The 17,915-nt window shown below is 71.6% G+C and carries 20 protein-coding genes and 1 pseudogene; 10 read left to right on the top strand and 11 right to left on the bottom strand.

The genetic code is table 11. From position 1 onward, the window contains the following. Nucleotides 1-20: 20 nt before the first annotated feature. Nucleotides 21-629, bottom strand: a complete 609-nt coding sequence (locus tag ACXN5W_RS17980) for a DUF1349 domain-containing protein (RefSeq protein WP_473159464.1) — start codon at nt 627-629, stop codon at nt 21-23. 92 nt (nt 630-721) lie between these two features. Here ACXN5W_RS17980 and ACXN5W_RS17975 point away from each other — a divergent pair, with 92 nt between their 5' ends. Both ACXN5W_RS17975 and fabG read left to right on the top strand, forming a co-directional pair. Continuing rightward, nucleotides 722-2,404: an alpha-amylase family protein gene (locus ACXN5W_RS17975; protein WP_473159463.1), complete on the top strand. Its 1,683-nt coding sequence runs from the start codon at nt 722-724 to the stop codon at nt 2,402-2,404. A 94-nt stretch (nt 2,405-2,498) separates the two neighbouring features. Beyond that, nucleotides 2,499-3,257 carry a 3-oxoacyl-ACP reductase FabG gene (gene fabG, locus ACXN5W_RS17970; RefSeq protein ID WP_473159462.1) on the top strand — a complete coding sequence of 253 codons (759 nt, stop codon included), beginning with the start codon at nt 2,499-2,501 and terminating at the stop codon, nt 3,255-3,257. A gap of 488 nt (nt 3,258-3,745) precedes the next feature. Here fabG and ACXN5W_RS17965 read toward each other — a convergent pair whose 3' ends face one another. Continuing rightward, nucleotides 3,746-4,153: a hypothetical protein gene (locus tag ACXN5W_RS17965; protein ID WP_473159511.1), complete on the bottom strand. Its 408-nt coding sequence runs from the start codon at nt 4,151-4,153 to the stop codon at nt 3,746-3,748. Between the two features lie 82 nt (nt 4,154-4,235). Beyond that, nucleotides 4,236-4,622 carry a hypothetical protein gene (locus ACXN5W_RS17960; protein WP_473159461.1) on the bottom strand — a complete coding sequence of 129 codons (387 nt, stop codon included), beginning with the start codon at nt 4,620-4,622 and terminating at the stop codon, nt 4,236-4,238. 181 nt (nt 4,623-4,803) lie between these two features. Here ACXN5W_RS17960 and ACXN5W_RS17955 point away from each other — a divergent pair, with 181 nt between their 5' ends. From ACXN5W_RS17955 to erm, 3 genes are all read left to right on the top strand, one after another. After that, the gene (locus tag ACXN5W_RS17955; RefSeq protein WP_473159460.1) at nt 4,804-5,505 is read left to right on the top strand and encodes a hypothetical protein; all 702 of its coding nucleotides are present in this window, start codon (nt 4,804-4,806) and stop codon (nt 5,503-5,505) included. Nucleotides 5,506-5,583: 78 nt separating this feature from the next. After that, entirely contained in the window at nt 5,584-6,483 is a 900-nt protein-coding gene (locus tag ACXN5W_RS17950; RefSeq protein ID WP_473159459.1) for a Gfo/Idh/MocA family protein, read from the top strand. A 416-nt stretch (nt 6,484-6,899) separates the two neighbouring features. Further along, nucleotides 6,900-7,700, top strand: a complete 801-nt coding sequence (erm, locus tag ACXN5W_RS17945) for an ErmE/ErmH/ErmO/ErmR family 23S rRNA (adenine(2058)-N(6))-methyltransferase (RefSeq protein ID WP_473159458.1) — start codon at nt 6,900-6,902, stop codon at nt 7,698-7,700. A gap of 93 nt (nt 7,701-7,793) precedes the next feature. Here the strand turns inward: erm and ACXN5W_RS17940 are convergent, their stop codons facing one another. Beyond that, entirely contained in the window at nt 7,794-7,985 is a 192-nt protein-coding gene (locus ACXN5W_RS17940; RefSeq protein ID WP_473159457.1) for a DUF2795 domain-containing protein, read from the bottom strand. 82 nt (nt 7,986-8,067) lie between these two features. Here ACXN5W_RS17940 and ACXN5W_RS17935 point away from each other — a divergent pair, with 82 nt between their 5' ends. Further along, nucleotides 8,068-9,330, top strand: a complete 1,263-nt coding sequence (locus ACXN5W_RS17935; protein WP_473159456.1) for an erythromycin esterase family protein — start codon at nt 8,068-8,070, stop codon at nt 9,328-9,330. Nucleotides 9,331-9,536: 206 nt separating this feature from the next. Here the strand turns inward: ACXN5W_RS17935 and ACXN5W_RS17930 are convergent, their stop codons facing one another. Both ACXN5W_RS17930 and ACXN5W_RS17925 read right to left on the bottom strand, forming a co-directional pair. Continuing rightward, on the bottom strand, nt 9,537-11,933 hold the full coding sequence (locus ACXN5W_RS17930; protein ID WP_473159455.1) for a M4 family metallopeptidase: 2,397 nt from the start codon (nt 11,931-11,933) through the stop codon (nt 9,537-9,539). Between the two features lie 104 nt (nt 11,934-12,037). Next, nucleotides 12,038-12,430 (bottom strand): hypothetical protein, encoded by a 393-nt coding sequence (locus ACXN5W_RS17925; RefSeq protein ID WP_473159454.1) that lies wholly within the window; start codon nt 12,428-12,430, stop codon nt 12,038-12,040. A gap of 52 nt (nt 12,431-12,482) precedes the next feature. Here ACXN5W_RS17925 and ACXN5W_RS17920 point away from each other — a divergent pair, with 52 nt between their 5' ends. Further along, nucleotides 12,483-12,806: a hypothetical protein gene (locus tag ACXN5W_RS17920; protein ID WP_473159453.1), complete on the top strand. Its 324-nt coding sequence runs from the start codon at nt 12,483-12,485 to the stop codon at nt 12,804-12,806. 214 nt (nt 12,807-13,020) lie between these two features. Further along, nucleotides 13,021-13,500 carry a cupin domain-containing protein gene (locus ACXN5W_RS17915; protein ID WP_473159452.1) on the top strand — a complete coding sequence of 160 codons (480 nt, stop codon included), beginning with the start codon at nt 13,021-13,023 and terminating at the stop codon, nt 13,498-13,500. A gap of 57 nt (nt 13,501-13,557) precedes the next feature. On the opposite strand, the gene ACXN5W_RS17910 is transcribed toward ACXN5W_RS17915, so the two are convergent. After that, complete coding sequence (locus ACXN5W_RS17910) at nt 13,558-14,130, bottom strand: TetR/AcrR family transcriptional regulator (protein ID WP_473159451.1); 573 nt, start codon at nt 14,128-14,130, stop codon at nt 13,558-13,560. A gap of 47 nt (nt 14,131-14,177) precedes the next feature. Between ACXN5W_RS17910 and ACXN5W_RS17905 the strand changes: the two genes are divergently transcribed. Continuing rightward, nucleotides 14,178-14,999: an alpha/beta hydrolase gene (locus ACXN5W_RS17905; RefSeq protein WP_473159450.1), complete on the top strand. Its 822-nt coding sequence runs from the start codon at nt 14,178-14,180 to the stop codon at nt 14,997-14,999. A gap of 175 nt (nt 15,000-15,174) precedes the next feature. Here ACXN5W_RS17905 and ACXN5W_RS17900 read toward each other — a convergent pair whose 3' ends face one another. Then, the gene (locus ACXN5W_RS17900) at nt 15,175-15,546 is read right to left on the bottom strand and encodes a YybH family protein (protein WP_473159449.1); all 372 of its coding nucleotides are present in this window, start codon (nt 15,544-15,546) and stop codon (nt 15,175-15,177) included. A 95-nt stretch (nt 15,547-15,641) separates the two neighbouring features. Between ACXN5W_RS17900 and ACXN5W_RS17895 the strand changes: the two genes are divergently transcribed. Further along, nucleotides 15,642-16,532, top strand: coding sequence for a LysR family transcriptional regulator (locus tag ACXN5W_RS17895; protein WP_473159448.1), 891 nt, complete (start codon nt 15,642-15,644; stop codon nt 16,530-16,532). Nucleotides 16,533-16,558: 26 nt separating this feature from the next. Here the strand turns inward: ACXN5W_RS17895 and ACXN5W_RS17890 are convergent, their stop codons facing one another. From ACXN5W_RS17890 to ACXN5W_RS17880, 3 genes and pseudogenes are all read right to left on the bottom strand, one after another. Further along, a complete protein-coding gene (locus ACXN5W_RS17890) occupies nt 16,559-17,131 on the bottom strand; it encodes an NUDIX domain-containing protein (protein ID WP_473159447.1) in 573 nt (190 codons plus the stop codon). A 133-nt stretch (nt 17,132-17,264) separates the two neighbouring features. Then, the gene (locus ACXN5W_RS17885) at nt 17,265-17,651 is read right to left on the bottom strand and encodes an AtzH-like domain-containing protein (protein WP_473159446.1); all 387 of its coding nucleotides are present in this window, start codon (nt 17,649-17,651) and stop codon (nt 17,265-17,267) included. Nucleotides 17,652-17,682: 31 nt separating this feature from the next. After that, nucleotides 17,683-17,915, bottom strand: a pseudogene (locus tag ACXN5W_RS17880) (regulator); the annotation flags it as partial.

Genomic DNA, 17,915 nt, shown 5'->3' with positions numbered 1-17,915 from the left:
GGAAGGGCTCCCGCAGCCGCTCAGGCGTGCACCGCCGTGTCCGCCGGACCGGTGGTCCAGGACAGGAAGCGTACGGTCAGGTCCGCCCGGGTCGGGGCGCAGCAGTACGGCCCGGCCAGCGCCTCGACGTCCGGCGGCAGCGGGGCGAGCCGGACCAGCCGCCACGGTTCCCGGTCCACCCGGGCCCGCACGGTCAGCGCGTCGTCCCCGCGGCTGACCCGGATCGTGACCCGGCGTCCCGCCCAGTCCGGTACCGGGCCCGTCGACCAGTCCGAGACGACGTCGGTGCGTACGGCCCCGAGCTGCGGTACGCCGTCGACGTACTCCACCCCGCTCTTGAGCCACCGCTGCTCGTCCACCCGGACCAGCACGCCGGCCTGGTCGAACTGTCCGGTGTAATCGGCGACCAGGCTGACCTCGGTGGCCGTGCCGGCCGGCAGCGGGGCGAGCAGCGCGTGCCCGTCGTCGTGGACGAAGCCGTACGCCGTGTGCCGCCAGAAGTCGCTGCTGTCGGCCGCCGTGACGAGCAGCTCACCGTCACCGATCGGCAGGCTGCGCACCGGTGGGTTGAGCCAGGTGCCGGCACTCCAGTCGATCTGCCGGTCAGCGGTCGGTTCCGGGTCAGCCATGCCTGAGACGGTACCGGTCACCGACCCGCTGTGGTGACCCCGACCACAGTGGCCGGTTTGCCGCGGCGGCCACTCGGAAAACCCGTTCGAACATGAGCGAACGGTGGTATCAGGAGGCGGTTGTCTACTGCCTCGACATCGACACGTACGCGGACTCCGACGGAGACGGCGTAGGGGACATCCGGGGCCTGATCGGTCGGCTGGACTACCTGGCCCGGCTGGGGGTGACCTGCCTGTGGTTGCAGCCGGTCCACCCGTCACCGAACCGGGACGACGGCTACGACGCCACCGACTTCTACAACGTCGACCCCCGGTTCGGCAGTCTCGGCGACTTCGCCGAACTGCTCCACCAGGCCAGCAACCGGGGCATCCGGGTCATCATCGACCTGGTGGTCAACCACACGTCGAACGAACACCCGTGGTTCGTCTCGGCCCGCTCGTCACCGGACTCGCCGTACCGGGACTGGTACCTCTGGACCGACCAGGAACCGGCGGACCGGCACCAGGGCATGGTCTTCCCGGGGGAGCAGCAGGAGACCTGGAGCTACGACCGCACCGCCAAGTCCTGGTACTACCACCGCTTCTACAAGTTCCAGCCGGACCTGAACTTCGCGAACCCGGCGGTCCGGGATGAGATCAAGAAGATCGTCTCCTTCTGGCTCCAGCTCGGTGTCTCGGGTTTCCGCATCGACGCGGCGCCGTTCATCATCGAGATGACCGACCCGGGCAACCCCGACTCGCCCAAGGACTACGACTTCCTCACCGAGCTGCGTCAGCACGTGCAGTGGCGGCGTGCCGACGCCGTGCTGCTGGCCGAGGCCAATGTCGAACCCGAGCAGCTACCGGTGTACTTCGGCGACAGCGGTGGCTCGGCCAACCGGCTGCACATGCTGTTCGACTTCATGCTCAACGGGCAGCTGATGTTGGCGCTGGCCCGCCAGGATCCCGAGCCGATCATCGCGGCGCTGCGGGACACCCCGAAGCTGCCGGTCGGTGGGCAGTGGGCGACCTTCCTGCGCAACCACGACGAGATCGACCTGTCCCGGCTCACCGCCGAGCAGCGTGAGGAGGTCTTCGCGCAGTTCGGACCGGACGAGGACATGCGGTTGTACGGGCGCGGGATCCGCCGCCGCCTCGCGCCCATGCTCCGCAACAACCGCCGGCACGTCGAGCTGGCGTACTCGCTCCAGTTCTCCCTGCGCGGTACCCCGGTGCTGCGCTACGGCGAGGAGATCGGGATGGGCGACGACCTCTCGCTGCGCGGCCGGGAGGCGATCCGTACCCCCATGCAGTGGTCCTTCGCGCCGAACGCCGGCTTCTCCACCGCGCCCGCCGAGAAGCTGATCCGACCCGTGGTGACCACCGGCGACTTCGCGTTCGAGCGGGTGAACGTCACCGCGCAGCGCCGGGACGAGCGGTCGCTGCTGGCCTGGTTCGAGCGGATGATCCGGACGCTGCGGGAGGCCCCGGAGATCGGTTCGGGCTCGTGTACCCACATCGACCAGCTCATGCCGCCGGGCGTGCTGGCCCATCGGGCGGACGGGCCGACCGGGACGATGCTCTTCCTGCACAACCTGGGCACCGACGACGTGACGGTCGATCTCGGTGACCTCTACGCCGAGGCGCACCTGCCCACCGATGTGCTCACCGACCGCCCGTACGACCCGGTGGGCAAGCTGGACGCCCTGCACCTGGGCGGGTACGGCTACCGGTGGATCCGGCTGTGCCGCTCCGACACCGGCTGGTCCAGCCCGGCCAGCTCCGCCACGGCCTGACGCCACGGCCGGACCGCCGGGCCGGATCACGGTCCACCGGGCGTACGGCTGGGTTAAGCTCCGCGCCCAGCCGTACGTTACCGGGAGGTAGAAAATGCCGGACCAGCCTCGCGTAGCCGTCGTCACCGGGGCCGCCCGTGGGATCGGCGCGGCCACCGCCCGTCGGCTGGCGGCCGACGGGTTCGCCGTGGCCGTGGTGGACGTCGTCGAGGAGACGGCCCGGGCCACCGCCGGGTCGATCGCGGCCGAGGGTGGCCGGACCCTGGGAATCGGCGCCGACGTGTCGGACCGCACCCAGGTGGAGGCCGCGGTACGGCGGGTCGCCGCCGAACTGGGCCCGCCGGCCGTGCTGGTGAACAACGCCGGCGTGCTGCGCGACAACCTGCTGTTCAAGATGACCGACGACGACTGGGACACGGTGCTCGGCGTACACCTGCGCGGAGCGTTCCTGTTCAGCCAGGCGGCGCAGGGGTACATGGTCGAGCGGCGGTGGGGACGGATCATCAACATCTCCAGCACCTCGGCGCTGGGCAACCGGGGTCAGGCCAACTACTCGGCCGCGAAGGCCGGGATGCAGGGCTTCACCAAGACCCTGGCCATCGAGCTGGGTCCGTTCGGGGTGACGGTCAACGCGGTCGCGCCCGGGTTCATCGTCACCGACATGACCGCCGCCACCGCCGCCCGGATGGGCATCGACTTCGACGAGATGCAGCGGCACGCCGCCGGCGAGATCCCGGTCCGCCGGGTCGGCCGGCCGGAGGACGTGGCGCACACCATCTCGTTCCTGGCCGGTGCGGACGCCTCGTTCGTCTCCGGCCAGGTGATCTACGTGGCGGGCGGCCCCAGAGACTGACCGGGTCGGCGTGCACGTTGGCGGTGACCTTCAACCGGCCGACTGCTGACCCGGCCGGCTCCGCCAGTGACCGATCCTCCCGGACTCGCCACCCACCCATGCCCGGTCCTGGACGACGGCCGGATCGTGGAGCGGAGCCGACACGAGGAACTGGAACGCACGAAGCGATCGTTACCCTTAGTGACAACCGTCCGGTGCCGCGGGACTCCTCCCGACAGACTTTGCAATGCTTCCCTCCAGGCGACAGGCACGTAGCGTCATCCCGCGTCGGACGCCACACACCGGAGCCATCGCGGTCCCTTTCGGCATCACCGCAGTTCAGAGGCGGTGTAGCCGTCAGGGAAGCATTGCAAAGCGGCCCGACCCCGGTTCCACTCCCGGCCGCCCCAAGCCGCAGCAGACACCACGCACCGTGACAATCCCTTCGAGCGGCTGTCGTCACTCACCGAGAGGATCGACGGCCCGGCCGGCCCGAGGAGCTGAGCGGGCTACGCGGCGGGCGGGCTGGCGGATGAGGGCCGGGGGCGGGTGCGCCGCAGCCAGAGCAGGCCGAGCAGCGGCAGCACCAGCGGGACGTACCCGTAGCCCTGGCCGAACCGCGACCAGACCGTGTCCTGGGGAAACAGTTCGGGGTCGACCAGGCTGACCACCCCGACCGCCACCACGCCGAGGAACTCCGCCGAGCAGCAGACCAGCGCGGTCCGCCGGCCGCCGCTGCCGCCCCGGGCCAGACCGATGGTGGCCAGGATGTAGATCACCGCGGCCAGGGCGGAGAGCAGGTACGCGACCGGCGCCTCGGAGAATTTGACGGCCAGCTGGTAGCCCGCCCGGGAGGTCGAGGCGATCGCGAAGAGCAGGTAGACCGCGATCAGCACCCGGCCCGGCCCGCTGTTGATCGGCCGGGGCCGCGGGCTGTCGGACGGGCCGGCCGGCGGCCCGTCGGTTGTAGCCGGTCGTTGTTGCGGGCCGCCAGCCGGCTCAGCCACCGGCCACCTGCCAGGTCTGCTGGAGCCGTACCACGACCACGGGAATCACCAGACAGACCACCGTGACGATCACCGATCCCCAGCGGGTGGGCTCCATCCGGGCCAGCACGCCGGCCAGCGGCGGCAGGCAGACCAGCGTGACGAGATATCCGGCGAAGACACCCGGCTCCGCCGGCCGGTCACCGCCGCCGAGCGCCACCACCGCGAGCACGGTGAGCACCACCAGAGCCACCTCGACCAGGCCCAGGCCGAGCAGTTGCCAGCGGTCCGGCGGCCGGTTCCGCACCGTGGCCAGCAGGCTCCAGGCAGCGAGTACGAGCGACAGGACGATCGGTACGGTCGCTGCGAGGCCGGTTACCGGCGAGGCGTCGGCGGTCACCGCACACCTGCGCTGTCAGGGTCGATCACCGGATCAGCGTACTGACCGGTCCGGGCCGGGCGGTCGCGGACCACGCCGGTCGACGTCCCGGCCCCGCCGGTCGACGTCATGGCTCCCGCCATACATCGGCGTCTATCATCATCGTGTTTGGGACCTCTCGGCCGGGGGAGGAATCAGCGTCGTGGGCACAGCGAGCATCTGGGTGCTGTCGATCGTCGGCGGGGTGGTGGTCCTGGGGCTGACCGGCCTCGCCGTCCTGGTGGAACGGCCGGCCGGAGCGGGCGTGGACCTCGCCGGGTTGACAGCCGAGGCGGCCGAACTGGCGGCGCACGCGGCCACGGTTCAGGACGACGCGCGGCGGGCGGCGGCGGTCGCGGCCGAGGCGGCGGACCGGGTGGCGGCCGCGCAACGGACCCGGGACGAGGCGTGGGACACGCAGGAGCGGGCCGAGCGGGCGTACGAACGGGCGTACCGCGACGTGGTCGACGGGCGGGCGGAGCGGCCAGCGCTGGCCGGGGTGGGCACCGACCCCGAGCGGGAACGCGAGGTGTCCCGGGCGGCGCTGTCGGCGTACCGCCGGGGTGACATCTCGGTCCGGGAGTTGCGCGAGGTCTGGCGGCTCACCGGTGATCACGACCCCGACCAGGAGGAACGGGAGTGGGCCGCCGACCGGTTGCAGCGGGAGTCCACGGTCGCGCGCCGGGCGTACGACCGGGCCGTCGCGGACCTGCGTCGGGCGGACCAGGAAGCCCGGGTGGCGGAGGTCGCCGCCGAGGCGTTGTTGACCGAGGCCGTCCAGTCGGCCGCCGAGGCCCAGCTCGCCCAGGATACGCTGGCCCAGGCCGACCGGTCCGGCCGCCGGTGGGGGAGAACCCGCAGGTAGGACGGTTCCGGGGCGGCCGTCGCGGCCCGTGCGGCCGGTGATCGGCCTCGGCCACAACCGACCGGAAGGGACCCTTTCGTGCTGAACTTCGGAGTCTTCGGGACCGGGCACTGGGCGGCCGAGACGCACGCCGCGGCGATCGCGGCACATCCCCGGGCGCGGCTGGCCGGGGTGTGGGGCCGGAACCCGGCGAAGGCACACGCGCTCGCCGACCGGTACGGCGTGGAGGCGTTCGACTCGTCGGACGCCCTGATCGAAGCCATCGACGTGGCCGCGGTGGCGCTACCGCCGGACGTGCAGGCCGGGATCGCCGTGGCCGCCGCGACAGCCGGCCGTCATCTGCTGCTGGACAAGCCGTTGGCGCTCAGCCTGCCCGACGCCGACCGGGTGCTGGCCGCCGCCGAGCAGGCCGGGGTGGCATCGGTGGTCTTCTTCACCAACCGTTTCCAGGAGAACGTCTCGGCGCACCTGGCCACCGCGGCGGCCACCGGGGACTGGCACGCCGCGCGGGTCACCATGCACGCGTCCATCTACCAGCCCGGCAGCCCGTACGGCGACTCCCGCTGGCGGCAGGAGCACGGCGCGCTGTGGGACATCGGCCCGCACGCGCTCTCGCTGCTGATGCCGGTGCTCGGCCCGGTGGCCCGGGTGGCTGCCGTGGCCGGGCCACTTGGGCTGGTGGATCTGCTGCTGACCCACGAGTCGGGCGCGGTCAGCACGGTGTCGCTGACCCTGGACGCGCCGCTCGCCGCGCTCAGCAACGAGGTCGTCTTCTTCGGCGCGACCGGGCGGACCGAGACGCCGCACGGCGCGGCCACGGCGGTCGACGCGCTCGGCCGGGCCATCGACCAGTTGGTCGAGCAGGTCGACTCGGGTAGCCGGGAGCACGCGGTCGACGTACGGTTCGGCCGGGATGTGGTCGCCGTGCTCGCCGCCGCGCAGACCGCCATCAACGAGGCCCGCACCGTCCTGCTGTAAGGAAGGGCACCTTGTTATCGCTTTCGGTATAGGAAGGGCCCCTTCTTAACTCCCGCCGAAATGCGATGCGAGCCCGTGCGTCCTGCGGTAGCGTCCCGGCCGTGACACACGCTCTGATCAACGGCGCCGGTACGCCGGCCGCCGTGGGCTGCCGTTGGGTGGCCCGCCCGTGGAGCCGGCGTACCGCCCCGGCCGCTCGCCGGGCCGCGCCCGCCAACTGAGCGAGGTTCCGCGCCCGACGCCACGCCAGCCGGGGCACTGACGAGTCCGACCCACTCGACAGGCCCGCGCCGCGTTCACAATCCCCAGGTCCCACCCGCCGACGTCCGTGGCGATTCCGCCCGGAGTCCGGTCCCGCGCGCCCGCGCCTGTCCCGTTCCGCCGCCGACTCCACGGCGGCAGACAGGACCTCAGCCGTGGCTTCCCGCCAACCCCGTCGCCCTTCCCGTACCGAACGCGACCGCTCCCGTCGGGTGCTCTCGCAGAACTTCCTCGCCGACCCGGCCGCCGTGCGCCGGATCAGCCGGGCCGCCCGGCCGGGCCCCGACGACCTGGTGCTTGAGGTCGGCGCCGGTCGCGGCGTCCTGACCAGAGCGCTCGCCGCCGCCGGCTGCCGGATCCACGCGTACGAGGTGGACCCGTGGCTGGCCGCACAGCTCGCGGTGGTCTGCGTGGACCTGCCGAGGGTGGAGTGCCACCCGGAGGACTTCCTCGGTACCCGCTGTCCGACCGAGCCGTTCGCGGTGGTCGGCAACATCCCGTGGGCACTCACCGCCCGGGTGGTCGAGTGGTGTCTCGCCGCGCCGCCGTTACGGTCCGCGACGCTGCTCACCCAACTGGAGTACGCGCGCAAGCGTACCGGCGACTTTGGCCGGTGGAGCCGGCTGACGGTCGCGACCTGGCCGGCGTACCACTGGCGGCTGGCAGGTCGGGTGCCGCGCTCGGCGTTCCGTCCGGTGCCCCGGGTGGACGCCGGCATCCTGCGGCTGGACCGGCGGCCGGCGCCGCTGCTGCCCGTCGAGCAGTTGCCGGCGTACCGACGGTTGGTGGAGATCGGGTTCGGTGGAGCCGGCGGATCGCTGCACGCCTCGCTGCGGCGGCACCACCCGGTGCGCCGGGTGGACGGCGCGTTCCGGGCCGCGCGGCTGGACCGGGACGTCCCGGTCGGCCTGGTCTGGCCGGAGCAGTGGCTCGCACTGCACCGGCTGCTGCGCTGACTGCCGCCACCCGGTAAGGCCGAGTGCCGCCACCCGTTAAGAAGGGGCCCTTCCTATACAAAAAGCGATAAGAAGGTGCCCTTCCTTTCACTCTCAGGCGAGGGTGCTCAATGACTCGCCGACCTCGGTCGGTGAGTCGAACTCCTCGACGGGCAGCGAGCGGAGCAGTTGCAGTACGGCGGTACTGGCGCCGTTCTCCTGGGCCCGGCGGACCACGTCCTCCCGGGAAACCGGAAAATCGAGCCCTTCGAGGTAGTCCTGCAATTGTGTGACGTTGACGGCCATGACCTGCGGCTACCCGCAAACGGGGATGGCACACCCGGCGCGGCCGGGTTTGCCGATCTGGCCCCGGGGGTAGCCGCAGGTCATGCTGGAGCGCCGGCTCGGGGGACCGGGCGACTTCGATTCATTGCTGGAACGCGTTGGCGCCGCCCGAATTGTGATGATCGGTGAGGCCAGTCACGGCACCTACGACTTCTACCGGCTCCGGGAACAGCTCACCCGCCGATTGATCGCGGAGCGGGGCTTCTCCTTCGTCGCGGTGGAGGGGGACTGGCCGGACTGCGACCGGGTGCACGCCGCCGTGACGGCCGCGTCCGGCGGTGACCCGGACCCCCGGGCGGCGCTGCGTCGCTTCGAACGGTGGCCGACCTGGATGTGGGCGAACGCCGAGGTGACCCGGTTCGGGCGCTGGCTGCGTACGGTGAACCTGGATCGGCAGCCGGCGGAGCGGGTCGGTTTCCACGGACTAGACGTCTACAGCCTCTGGGAATCCATGCAGGTGATCGTGGAGTACCTGCGCGCGGAGGATCCCGAGTCGCTGCCGGTGGCCGAGGCCGCGTACCGGTGCTTCGAGCCGTACGGCCGGAAGATCGAGCAGTACGCCTCGGCCAGCCGGTTTGTCGACGCCCGGTGCACCGACGAGGTGGTCGGGTTGCTCACCCGGATGCGGGAGCGGGCCGCCGAGGACGGACCGGACCGGTTCTCGGCCTGGCAGAACGCCGAGGTGGTGGCCGGCGCGGAGGAGTACTACCACGCGATGGTGACCGGTGGCCCTCGATCGTGGAACGTCCGGGACACGCACATGACGGACACGTTGGACCGGCTGCTGGACCGGTACGGTCCGCAGTCCCGCGCGGTGGTCTGGGCCCACAACACGCATGTGGGCGACGCCCGGGCCACCGACATGGCCGACGCCGGCATGGTGAACCTCGGCCAGCTCGCCCGGGAGCGGTACGGCGACGACGAGGTCGTGCTCGTGGGCTTCGGCACGTTCACCGGCACGGTCGTCGCCGGTCCGCGCTGGGGAGCGCCGGCCGAGGTCATGACGGTGCCGCCGGCCCGCCCCGGCTCGGTCGAGCAGCGGATGCACGACCGGTTGCCCGAGCGGGCGCTGCTGGTGTTCGACGCGGCGGACCGCGACGGGTCAGGATGGCTCGCCGAGCCGCTCGACCACCGGGCCATCGGCGTCGTCTACGACCCGTCGTTCGAGGCGTGGGGCAACTACGTGCCCAGCCGGATGCTCGACCGGTACGACGCCTTCATCTGGTGCGACCAGAGCACCGCACTGCACCCGCTGGCCGCCCGGACCACCGTCGGGGAACTGGAGACGTACCCGTCCGGCGTTTGACCGCACGGCGGGATGGTCTCCTCCTCCACCGTTCGGACGCGACCGGCCCCGAGACGAACGACCGGCCCCGAGACGAACGACCGGCCCCGAGACGAACGACCGGCCCCGAGACGAACGACCGGCCCCGAGACGAGCGACCGGCCCCGAGACGAGCGACCGGCGGCCGCCCCGCGAAGGGCGACCGCCGGCCGGTGCTGGTGGTGCTGTCAGGAGACGTCGATCGCCGTGTCGTCGAGCACGAACGAGGTCTGCAGGGAGGAGTCCTCAGCGCCGAGGAACTTCACGCTGATCGTCTGCCCGGCGTAGGCCGCGAGCGAGAAGGACCGCTGCTGGTAGCCGCTGGCCTTGTTGAGGTTCGAGTACGTGGCCAGGGTGGCCACCACCGTGCCGCTCGAGTTGAGCACCTGAACCTTCAGCGTGTCGTACGCGACGGAGGTGGTCGTCTCGGTGCTGTCGATGTGCAACCAGAAACTGAAGTTGTACGACGAGCAGCCGCTGGGCAGGCTGACCTGCTGCTGGATCGCCTCCGTCGCGGAGTAGCCGTACCCGTTCAGCCAGGAGAACCGGGTTCCGGAGTGGGCCGTCTGCCCGCTGTACGAGCCGATCGTGCCGGTGTCGCCAGCCCAGGGCGAGGTCCCGGATTCGAAGCCGGGGTTGCCGAGCTTCTGACCCGTTCCGGTGCAGCCACCCGACCCGTTGACGGTCAACGTGTACGTGGTGGTGTGCGTGGCCGAGGCGCCCGTACCGGTGATGGTGACGGGGTACGTCCCCGGTGCCGTGGACGCCGAGGTGCTGATGGTGAGCGTGGACGAGCCGCCCGCGGTCACCGAGGCGGGGCTGAACGAGGCGGTCGCACCGCTCGGCAGGCCGCTCGCCGAGAGCGTGATCGTCTGCGCCGAGCCGCTGGTGACGGCGGTGGCGACGGTGGTGGAGACCGCGCTGCCCGGGTTGACCGAGCCGGCGGACGGCGAGGTCGAGACCGAGAAGTCGTTGCCGGTCGAGCCACACGGCGCGTCGCTGCCGGCCACGTTCACCGCGGTCCAGGCCGCCTGCACCGCCTTGTACTCGGTGCTGCAACTGCCGTACAGGTCGGTGGCCGCCCGCAGGCTGTAGGCCCGCGCGGTGTTGGCCGGGGTGGTCGTGTTGACGTACGAGGTGTTCGACGTGAAGTAGGCGTCGAGGGCCCGGAACCAGATCTTCTCGGCCTTGGCCCGGCCGATGCCGGTGACCGCCGGCGCCGAACCGCAGACCGGCGAGGTGCCGTACGCGGTGGAGCCGGTGCCCTCGGCGAGGTTGAAGTAGAAGTGGTTGCCGACACCCGACGAGTAGTGGACGTCCTTGCTCTTGGTGCCGGTGGACCAGCAGCTGTCGGACCGGCCGTCCAACGACGGGTTGTACATGTACCGCAGCGGCGTACCGTTGCCGTTGATGTCGATCTTCTCGCCGACCTGGTAGTCGCCCGGGTCCGACGGGGCGTTGGCGTAGAACTCGACCATGTTGCCGAAGATGTCGCTGGTGGACTCGTTGAGACCACCGGACTCACCCGAGTAGCTCAGGCCGCCCGAGACCACGTTCTCGGTCACGCCGTGGCTCATCTCGTGGCCGGCGACGTCCAGCTCGACCAGCGGCTTGGCGTTGCCGGAACCGTCGCCGTACGTCATCTGGGCCCCGTCCCAGAAGGCGTTGACGTAGTTGCTGCCGTAGTGGACCCGGCTGGGCACCCCGGTGCCGTTGCCGAAGATGCCGTTGCGGCCGTGGACGTTCTTGAAGTAGTCGAACGTCTTGGCCGCGCCGAAGTGCGCGTCGACCGCGGCGGACTGCCGGTTGGAGTTGTTGCCGGTGCCCCACACGTTGTCCGCGTCGGTGAACGTGGTGCAGCTCGAACCGGTGGTGTTGTTCAGGTCGCAGGTGCGGCCGTTGCCGTGCGACGGGTCCACCATCGAGTACGTCGAGCCGGAGAGCGTGGTGTCGATGCTCACCGTGCCGGTGAAGATGCCGGTCCCGGTGCCCGCGACGGTCTCGATCTCGTCGTGCGCCCCGATGAACGCCCCGGTGGTGGCGTCGCTGATCACGTGCAGTCGGGACGGCGTCTGGCCGTCCTTCGCCCAGCCCTTGACCACGGTTTCCCAGGCCAGTCGGCCACGCCCGGAGGACGCGTCGACGAACAGCTCGGGCGCGCCGGTCGAAGTGATCTTGCCGGAGAAGTGTGCCCTGGCCGTCTTCTGCGCGGCGGTGGTGCCGACCTTCGCCGTGGTGCTCAGGGTGAGCGGCGCGGCCAGGCCGCTCGAAACGCCCGCGTACCCGCCGGTGGGGGTGGTGTGTACGACGAAGTCACCGCCGCTGACCCGCAGCCCGTGGTAGGCGCGGGTGTAGCGGACGTGCGCCGCGCCGTTCGGGTCCACCTTGGTGCTGTAGACCTGGTACGAGTCGGCCGCGGTGCCCTGGACCGCGCCGGGGTTGCTGGCCAGCAGGTTGCCGGCCCGCGCCACGGCGGACGGGGCGGGCGAGGGTGTGGTGGGTGCCGCCGAGGCGGCCGGGGCGACGCCGGCCAGCGCACCGCTGATGAGTACGGCGGCGCTGGCTACGGCGAGGGATCTGTTCACGTGCCCTCCTGGTGGGGGTGGCGTGACGGTAGTCACCCCTGTACATATAGTCAGATCGGCGGGAAAACATAAGAGGTGAATTTCTCATCGTCGATATGACATCCTCAGATGTTGCGGTGACAGAAGCCGACACACCAGATCGGTTGACGATCGCATCTCACCAGTGAGTAGTCGCGCGAGCCGGCTCCGTGTTCGGGCGCGTCGGGAGCGATCCACCGCTGTTGTTGGCAATGGTCCTGTTCGCCCGATGGGTGTGCTCCCGCCGTCACCGTGTTCACCCGGCGGAACCGTCGCCGCGCCGTCGGCGTCTCACCCCGCATGAGAAGAGCGAGCGCCATCGCCGGCCTGCCACTGCTGGTAGCGGTGTTGACGGCCTGCGGATCCTCCGACCCCACCCCCTCGGCCACCGGCGCCCCGGCCACCAGTACCTCGGCCGCGGCATCGAGCCTGGCTGTGTCCCCGTCGTCCGGTCCCACCGCGCCGACGGCCTCGGCCACGCCGCCCGTTCCCACCCCGAACGCGACCCGGGCCAACCCGGCCCGATCCGTCATGGTCACCCGCAGTGGTGGCTTCGCGGGGACCACGGAGACGATCTCGGTACGCGCCGACGGCAGTTGGAACCGGGATGGGTCGGGATCCCGACAGTCCGGCCGGCTGACCACCGACCAGCGGTCCCGGCTGTCGACGCTGTTGGCCGACCCACGGCTGGCCAGGGAGGCGGGCGCGCACGTCCGGCAGGGCTGCGCCGACGCGTACCAGTGGGTCGTGACCACCGGCTCGACCAAGGTTTCCTACTCCGACTGTCTGAGTGCCGCCGACCGACCGCCGGTGGCGGCCTCGGTGGTCGAACTGGTCGGCCTCGCCACCCGGTAAAGGAAGGGCACCTTCTTATCGCTTTTCGTAGAGAAAGGGTCCCCGGTTAACGCCTCACCGCCGGCGCGGCTCCGGCGCAGGCGGACCGGCTTGTCGGGGGTCGTCGGTACGGTGGGCGCTGATCCGTCAGCCGCGCCGACGGGTGCTGATCCGTCAGCCGAACCGAGTTGTCAGCCGAACCGAGTTGTCAGCCGAGCCGAAAGAGTGCGATCGAGTGACCTACCCACCACCCCGCTACCAGGGCACCCTGGGCGAGAAGAGCGCCACCTACCGGGCCGCCGACGCCGCGCCAGAACTGACCTATCCGTCCGGCAACACCGCCCACTACCTGGCCACCGGGGCGACCACCAACGGCCAGTTCGGGCTCTACCGCTGGGAGATGGGGCCGGAGCCGAGCGGCCCGGCTCCACACTTCCACCGGTCGATCTCCGAGTCGTTCTACATCCTTTCCGGATCGGTGCGCATCTACGACGGGACCCGATGGATCGACACCCGACCTGGGGATTTCGTCCACGTACCGGAGGGTGGGGCGCACGGGTTCCGCAACGAGTCCGGCGAGCCCGCGTCGATGCTGCTGCATTTCTCCCCCGGGGCGCCTCGGGAGAGCTACTTCGAGGGCATCATCGACCTGGCCGGCAAGAGCGAGGAGGAACGCACCGAGTTCTTCCTCAAGCACGACACCTTCTGGCTGTGAGCGCGCCGGCCGTGAGCGTGCCGGCTGTGAGCGTGGTCGGCGCGGTGGTGCCTGGGCTCAACCCCGCCGGCCGGCTCGGAGCAGGGCGGTGAAGGCGTGGTACGCGGCGGTGGTCCGGTCCCGCTCGCCGGTGACCCGCTGGTCCAGCAGGAGGCCCCGGAAGACGGCCAGCACCAGGGTGGCGAGCGCGTCCGGTCCGGCGTGACCGTCCGCGCGCAGCCCGGCTGCGATGGTCGGCAGCCAGTCGCGCACGGCCAGCTCGGGAAAGTCGCGCCAGGGCGTCGAACCCGGTGGCAGCGCATGGACCGCACTGAACAGCCGGACGTACCGGCGAGCGGGTGTGCCGTCCAGGGTGGACCAGGCCCGGACCAGGGTGTCGACGTAGTCCTCGGCCGTACGGTGTCGCAACGCCGCGTCGAACAGCTCCCGCTGGCGGCGGCGGGCCTCGATCAGCGCGGCGGCGACCATCCGGTCCTTGGTTCCGAAGTGGTAGATCAACATGCGTGGGCTGGTGCCCAGCGCCTGGGCCACCCGGCTCAGCGGCCCGACCGGCAGGCCGTGGGTCAGCAGGTGCTCGACGCAACCGTCGAGCAGTCGGGCCCGGATCTCCGGCTGCGGATGGCGTCCCACCGGCCCGAGTTTTTCACGTAACAAACGGTACGTCTAACGTCGATGGCATGGACAACGTCGGTGGCGTGGACAACGTCGGTGGCATGGACAACGTCGGTGGCGTGGCCGGGACAGAGGTCGTCTTCATCCACGGCGCCTGCGTCCGGGATGGCGCGTGGTGGTGGTCGCGGGTCGCCGATCTGCTGGCCGTTCACGGCGTACGCAGCACTGCCGTCCGGTTGCCGAGTTGCGGCGAGACCGGGCGACGGCCCGACGCCGCCGGGCCCGGCCTGGCCGAGGATGTCGCGGAGACCCGGCGGGTACTGGCCGAGGTCGGACCGGCTGTGGTGGTCGCGCACTCGTACGGCGGCATCGTGGCCACCGCCGCCACCGCGACCGGTGCTGTCAGCGCCGCCGTGGCCGACACCGCCGACTCCGCCATGACCGATGCCAGCATCAGCGGGGCGACGGGCGCGAGCCGGTTGGTGTACGTGGCGTCCTTCCTGCCCGAGCCGGGGGAGTCACTGGCCGACTTCGGTCCCGGCACTCCGGCGCCGTACCTGGACTTCGCCCCGGACGGGACGTTCGGGGTACGGTCCGAATCGCTGCGCGAGCTGTTCCTGTACGACTGTGACCCGGCCGCGGTGACCGGGGCGATGGCCCGGACCACCCGGCAGTGCGCGGCGGTGACCACCACACCGGTGGACCGGGCCGGCTGGCACGAGGTGCCCTCGACGTATCTGGTCTGCGCCGGTGATCGGGCGACGCCGCCGGACCTGCAACGCCGGCTGGCCCGACGCGCGAGCCGGACCGTCGAGCTGCCCACCGGGCACCACCCGTTCCTGTCCCATCCGGAACTGATCGCCCGTGAGGTGCTGGCCCTGCCCTGACCGAACCGGTCCGGCCGGCCGCCGGCCGGCACCCGCCCGCCGGCCGGCACCCGCCCGGTTGGGAACATCCCGAGACCGGCGGGAACAACCGGCCCCCTGAGCCATCCGCCCCGGTCGGGTGGCATCCGCCCCGGTCGGGCGGCAATCGCCCCGGTCGGGCGGCATCCGGCCTGGCCTAGCTGGGGTCGGGGGCTGAGGCGAACTCGGGCAGGTCGAGCAACCGTAGCCAGCTGCCGTCCGGCTGTCGGCGTACGACCTGGGCGCGAGCGCCGGCGTCGTCCTTCGGCGCCGTCGAGGTCAGCGCGATGTCGCCGCTGACCAGCGTCGGCAACGGTGACTCGGGCTCGAAGTGGGGCCGGTTGGCCAGCACCGACTCCCAGAGTGCCTGGATCGCCGCCCGGCCAACGGTCTGCCGGCCGGGCGGGTAGGCCATGACCGCGTCCGGCTCGTAGAGGGCCGCGAGGCCGGCCGCGTCACCGGCGTTGGCCCGCTCGACGAAGAGCCGGGTCAGATCCTCGGGTCGGAATGCCTTTTCGGGGTTGCTCATGATGCCTCCGTTTCGGGTGTCCGTCCGGTCCAGCCTGTCCCCGAGCCACCAAGAAGTCCAACAGCTAGATCTTCAGAGAGCTAGAATTATCAGTTATGGAACTGCGCCAACTGGAGTATCTGGTCGCGGTGGTCGAGGAGGCGAGCTTCACCAGGGCCGCCGAACGGGTCCGGATCAGCCAGTCCGGGGTCAGCGCGCAGATCCGCCAGCTCGAACGGGAGCTTGGCGCCACCCTGCTGGACCGCTCCGGCCGGTCCGCCACTCCGACCGCCGCCGGCCGGGCCGCCCTGGTCCAGGCTCGCGCCGCCCTCGCGGCGGTCCGGGAACTACGCCAGGCGGTGGACGAGATCACCGGCCTGGTCCGGGGGCGGGTCGTGGTCGGCATGGTGACGGGCTGCACCGTCCGGCCGCTGTTCGACGCGCTGGCCGCGTTCCACTCCGGGCACCCGGGCGTCCAGATCAGCCTGTACGAGGCGGACTCCGACCGGCTGACCGAGGCCGTTCGTGGCGGGGCGACGGATCTGGCGCTGGTGGGTGCGGCCGGCGCGGCGCCCGCCGGGCTGGCCGCGCTGCCGATCGTGACCGAGCCGCTGGTCGCGGGGATACCGGTCGACCATCCGCTGGCCGGGCGATCGGGGGTGTCGCTGGCCGAGCTGGTCGCGGAGCCGCTGATCTGCCTGCCGCCCGGCACCGGAATCCGCGCGGTGCTCGACCGGGCCTGCGCGGACCGGGGGCTGACGCCACGGGTCGCGCTGGAGGCGAGCGCTCCCGACGCGGTGGCCGACCTCGCGCTGCGCGGGCTTGGCGTGGCCGTCCTCAGCGCGTCCATCGTGGCCGGTCAGCCGGGCCGGCTCAGGGCCCTGCCGATCGACGATCTCGACACGCCAGCGGTGCTCACCCTGGTCTGGCGGGCCACGGACAGTCCGGCGGTACGGGAACTCGTACGTTGCTGCCGAGGGTCATTCGGGCCGCCCCCGAGTGCCTGAGGCAGCGGCCCGGCCGCCGGGGCCGATCACTCCGCCGGGCGTACGTCCCGGAAGTCGCCCTGGCGGGCCAGGAGCGCCGCGAGCAGCCCTGCCACGGCCAGCGCGTTCGTGATCCCGCCCGCGCGGACCCGCCGGACCGCCTCGTCCAGGGCCAGCCACTCGGTGCGGAGGTCCCGCTCGTCGGGGTCCCGGTGCTGCTCGCCGGTCGCCGGCTGAAGGTCCCGGGCCAGGTAGACCCGGACCCGCTCGCCGGTCATACCCGGGCTGGTGTGCAGGTCGACCAGGGTGTGCCAGGTGTCGGCGGCCATCCCGGTCTCCTCGGCGAGTTCGCGGCGGGCCGCCGCGAGCGCCGCCTCGTCCTCCCGGTCGAGCAGGCCGGCGGGCAGTTCCAGCAGCACCTCGCCGACCGGGTGCCGGTACTGCCGGACCAGCAGTACCCGACCGGCGTCGTCGAGCGCGACCACGGCCACCGAGTCGGCGTGCTCGACGACCTCCCGGACCATGGTGTTGCCGTCGCCGTCGCGCAGGGTGTCCCGGCGTACCCTGATGATCTTTCCGGTATAGCCGACCTCGCGGTCGACGACCTCGGGCTGTGCCATGCCCGCGACCTACCCACCCGCCGCCGGGCGCACACCCACCACCGGCGCGGATCTTTCGGAACCACGCCACGGCGGCCCGCCGCCGCACCGGTGCACACCGGCAAACGGCGGCGCACACCGTGGGCGGACCGGCTCATCCGTTCGGCTGTGGGATCTCGGAGACGTGGGCGCTGACGATCCGCCAGCCCTCGGGGAGGCGTACCCAGGTCTGGGACTGGCGGCCGACCAGGGCCCGGCCGGGATAGCCGAACAGCGTGGTGACCACGGCATGGTCGGTACCGAAGGTGGTGATCCGGGTGTCCCACAACTGGCGTCCGGGAGGCAGTGGCGGCTGCGCCCGCCGCCACGCCCGTTGCTCGATGTGGCCGACCTGCTGGTCGGCCACACCGAAGCGGACCGGCTCGTCGGACTCCCAGAAGTGGCCGACGATCAGGTCGACGTCGCCCGCCACCAGTACCTTCTCGTAGTCGGCGAAGGCCGCCGCCACCTCGGCGACGACCTCCGGACGATTGATCTGCATGCTCGGCGTCCCCACGGGATTCCCGGCGTCCCTACGAAGCCGCCGGAGCGGTCTCGCGGGGGCTGCCCCCAGCCTCGACGCCGGCCGGCTCGGCACCGTCGGGTTCGGCACCGACCGGTTCGGCACCGACCGGTTCGGCACCGACCGGTTCGGCACCGCCGGGTTCGGTGCTGTCGGGTTCGCGTGGTGGGATCTTGGCGAGGGCGAAGGCCGCGCAGATCACCGCCACGAAGAGGTACCCGAGGGCGACCGGGCCGTTGGCGT

The sequence above is a fragment of the Plantactinospora sp. A48 genome (assembly GCF_055793945.1).
The sequence above is the reverse complement of the archived record's forward strand: the minus strand, read 5'-3'. Positions and strand labels throughout refer to the sequence as shown.

Bases quoted from the DNA above. Each gene is read 5' to 3' on its own strand.
- ACXN5W_RS17900 (WP_473159449.1), bottom strand. From the start codon at position 15,546: ATGAGCAACCCCGAAAAGGCATTCCGACCCGAGGATCTGACCCGGCTC.
- ACXN5W_RS17890 (WP_473159447.1), bottom strand. From the start codon at position 17,131: ATGGCACAGCCCGAGGTCGTCGACCGCGAGGTCGGCTATACCGGAAAG.
- ACXN5W_RS17940 (WP_473159457.1), bottom strand. From the start codon at position 7,985: ATGGCCGTCAACGTCACACAATTGCAGGACTACCTCGAAGGGCTCGAT.
- ACXN5W_RS17885 (WP_473159446.1), bottom strand. From the start codon at position 17,651: ATGCAGATCAATCGTCCGGAGGTCGTCGCCGAGGTGGCGGCGGCCTTC.
- ACXN5W_RS17935 (WP_473159456.1), top strand. From the start codon at position 8,068: ATGCTGGAGCGCCGGCTCGGGGGACCGGGCGACTTCGATTCATTGCTG.
- ACXN5W_RS17895 (WP_473159448.1), top strand. From the start codon at position 15,642: ATGGAACTGCGCCAACTGGAGTATCTGGTCGCGGTGGTCGAGGAGGCG.
- ACXN5W_RS17980 (WP_473159464.1), bottom strand. From the start codon at position 629: ATGGCTGACCCGGAACCGACCGCTGACCGGCAGATCGACTGGAGTGCC.
- fabG (WP_473159462.1), top strand. From the start codon at position 2,499: ATGCCGGACCAGCCTCGCGTAGCCGTCGTCACCGGGGCCGCCCGTGGG.
- ACXN5W_RS17975 (WP_473159463.1), top strand. From the start codon at position 722: ATGAGCGAACGGTGGTATCAGGAGGCGGTTGTCTACTGCCTCGACATC.
- ACXN5W_RS17905 (WP_473159450.1), top strand. From the start codon at position 14,178: ATGGACAACGTCGGTGGCGTGGACAACGTCGGTGGCATGGACAACGTC.
- ACXN5W_RS17920 (WP_473159453.1), top strand. From the start codon at position 12,483: ATGGTCACCCGCAGTGGTGGCTTCGCGGGGACCACGGAGACGATCTCG.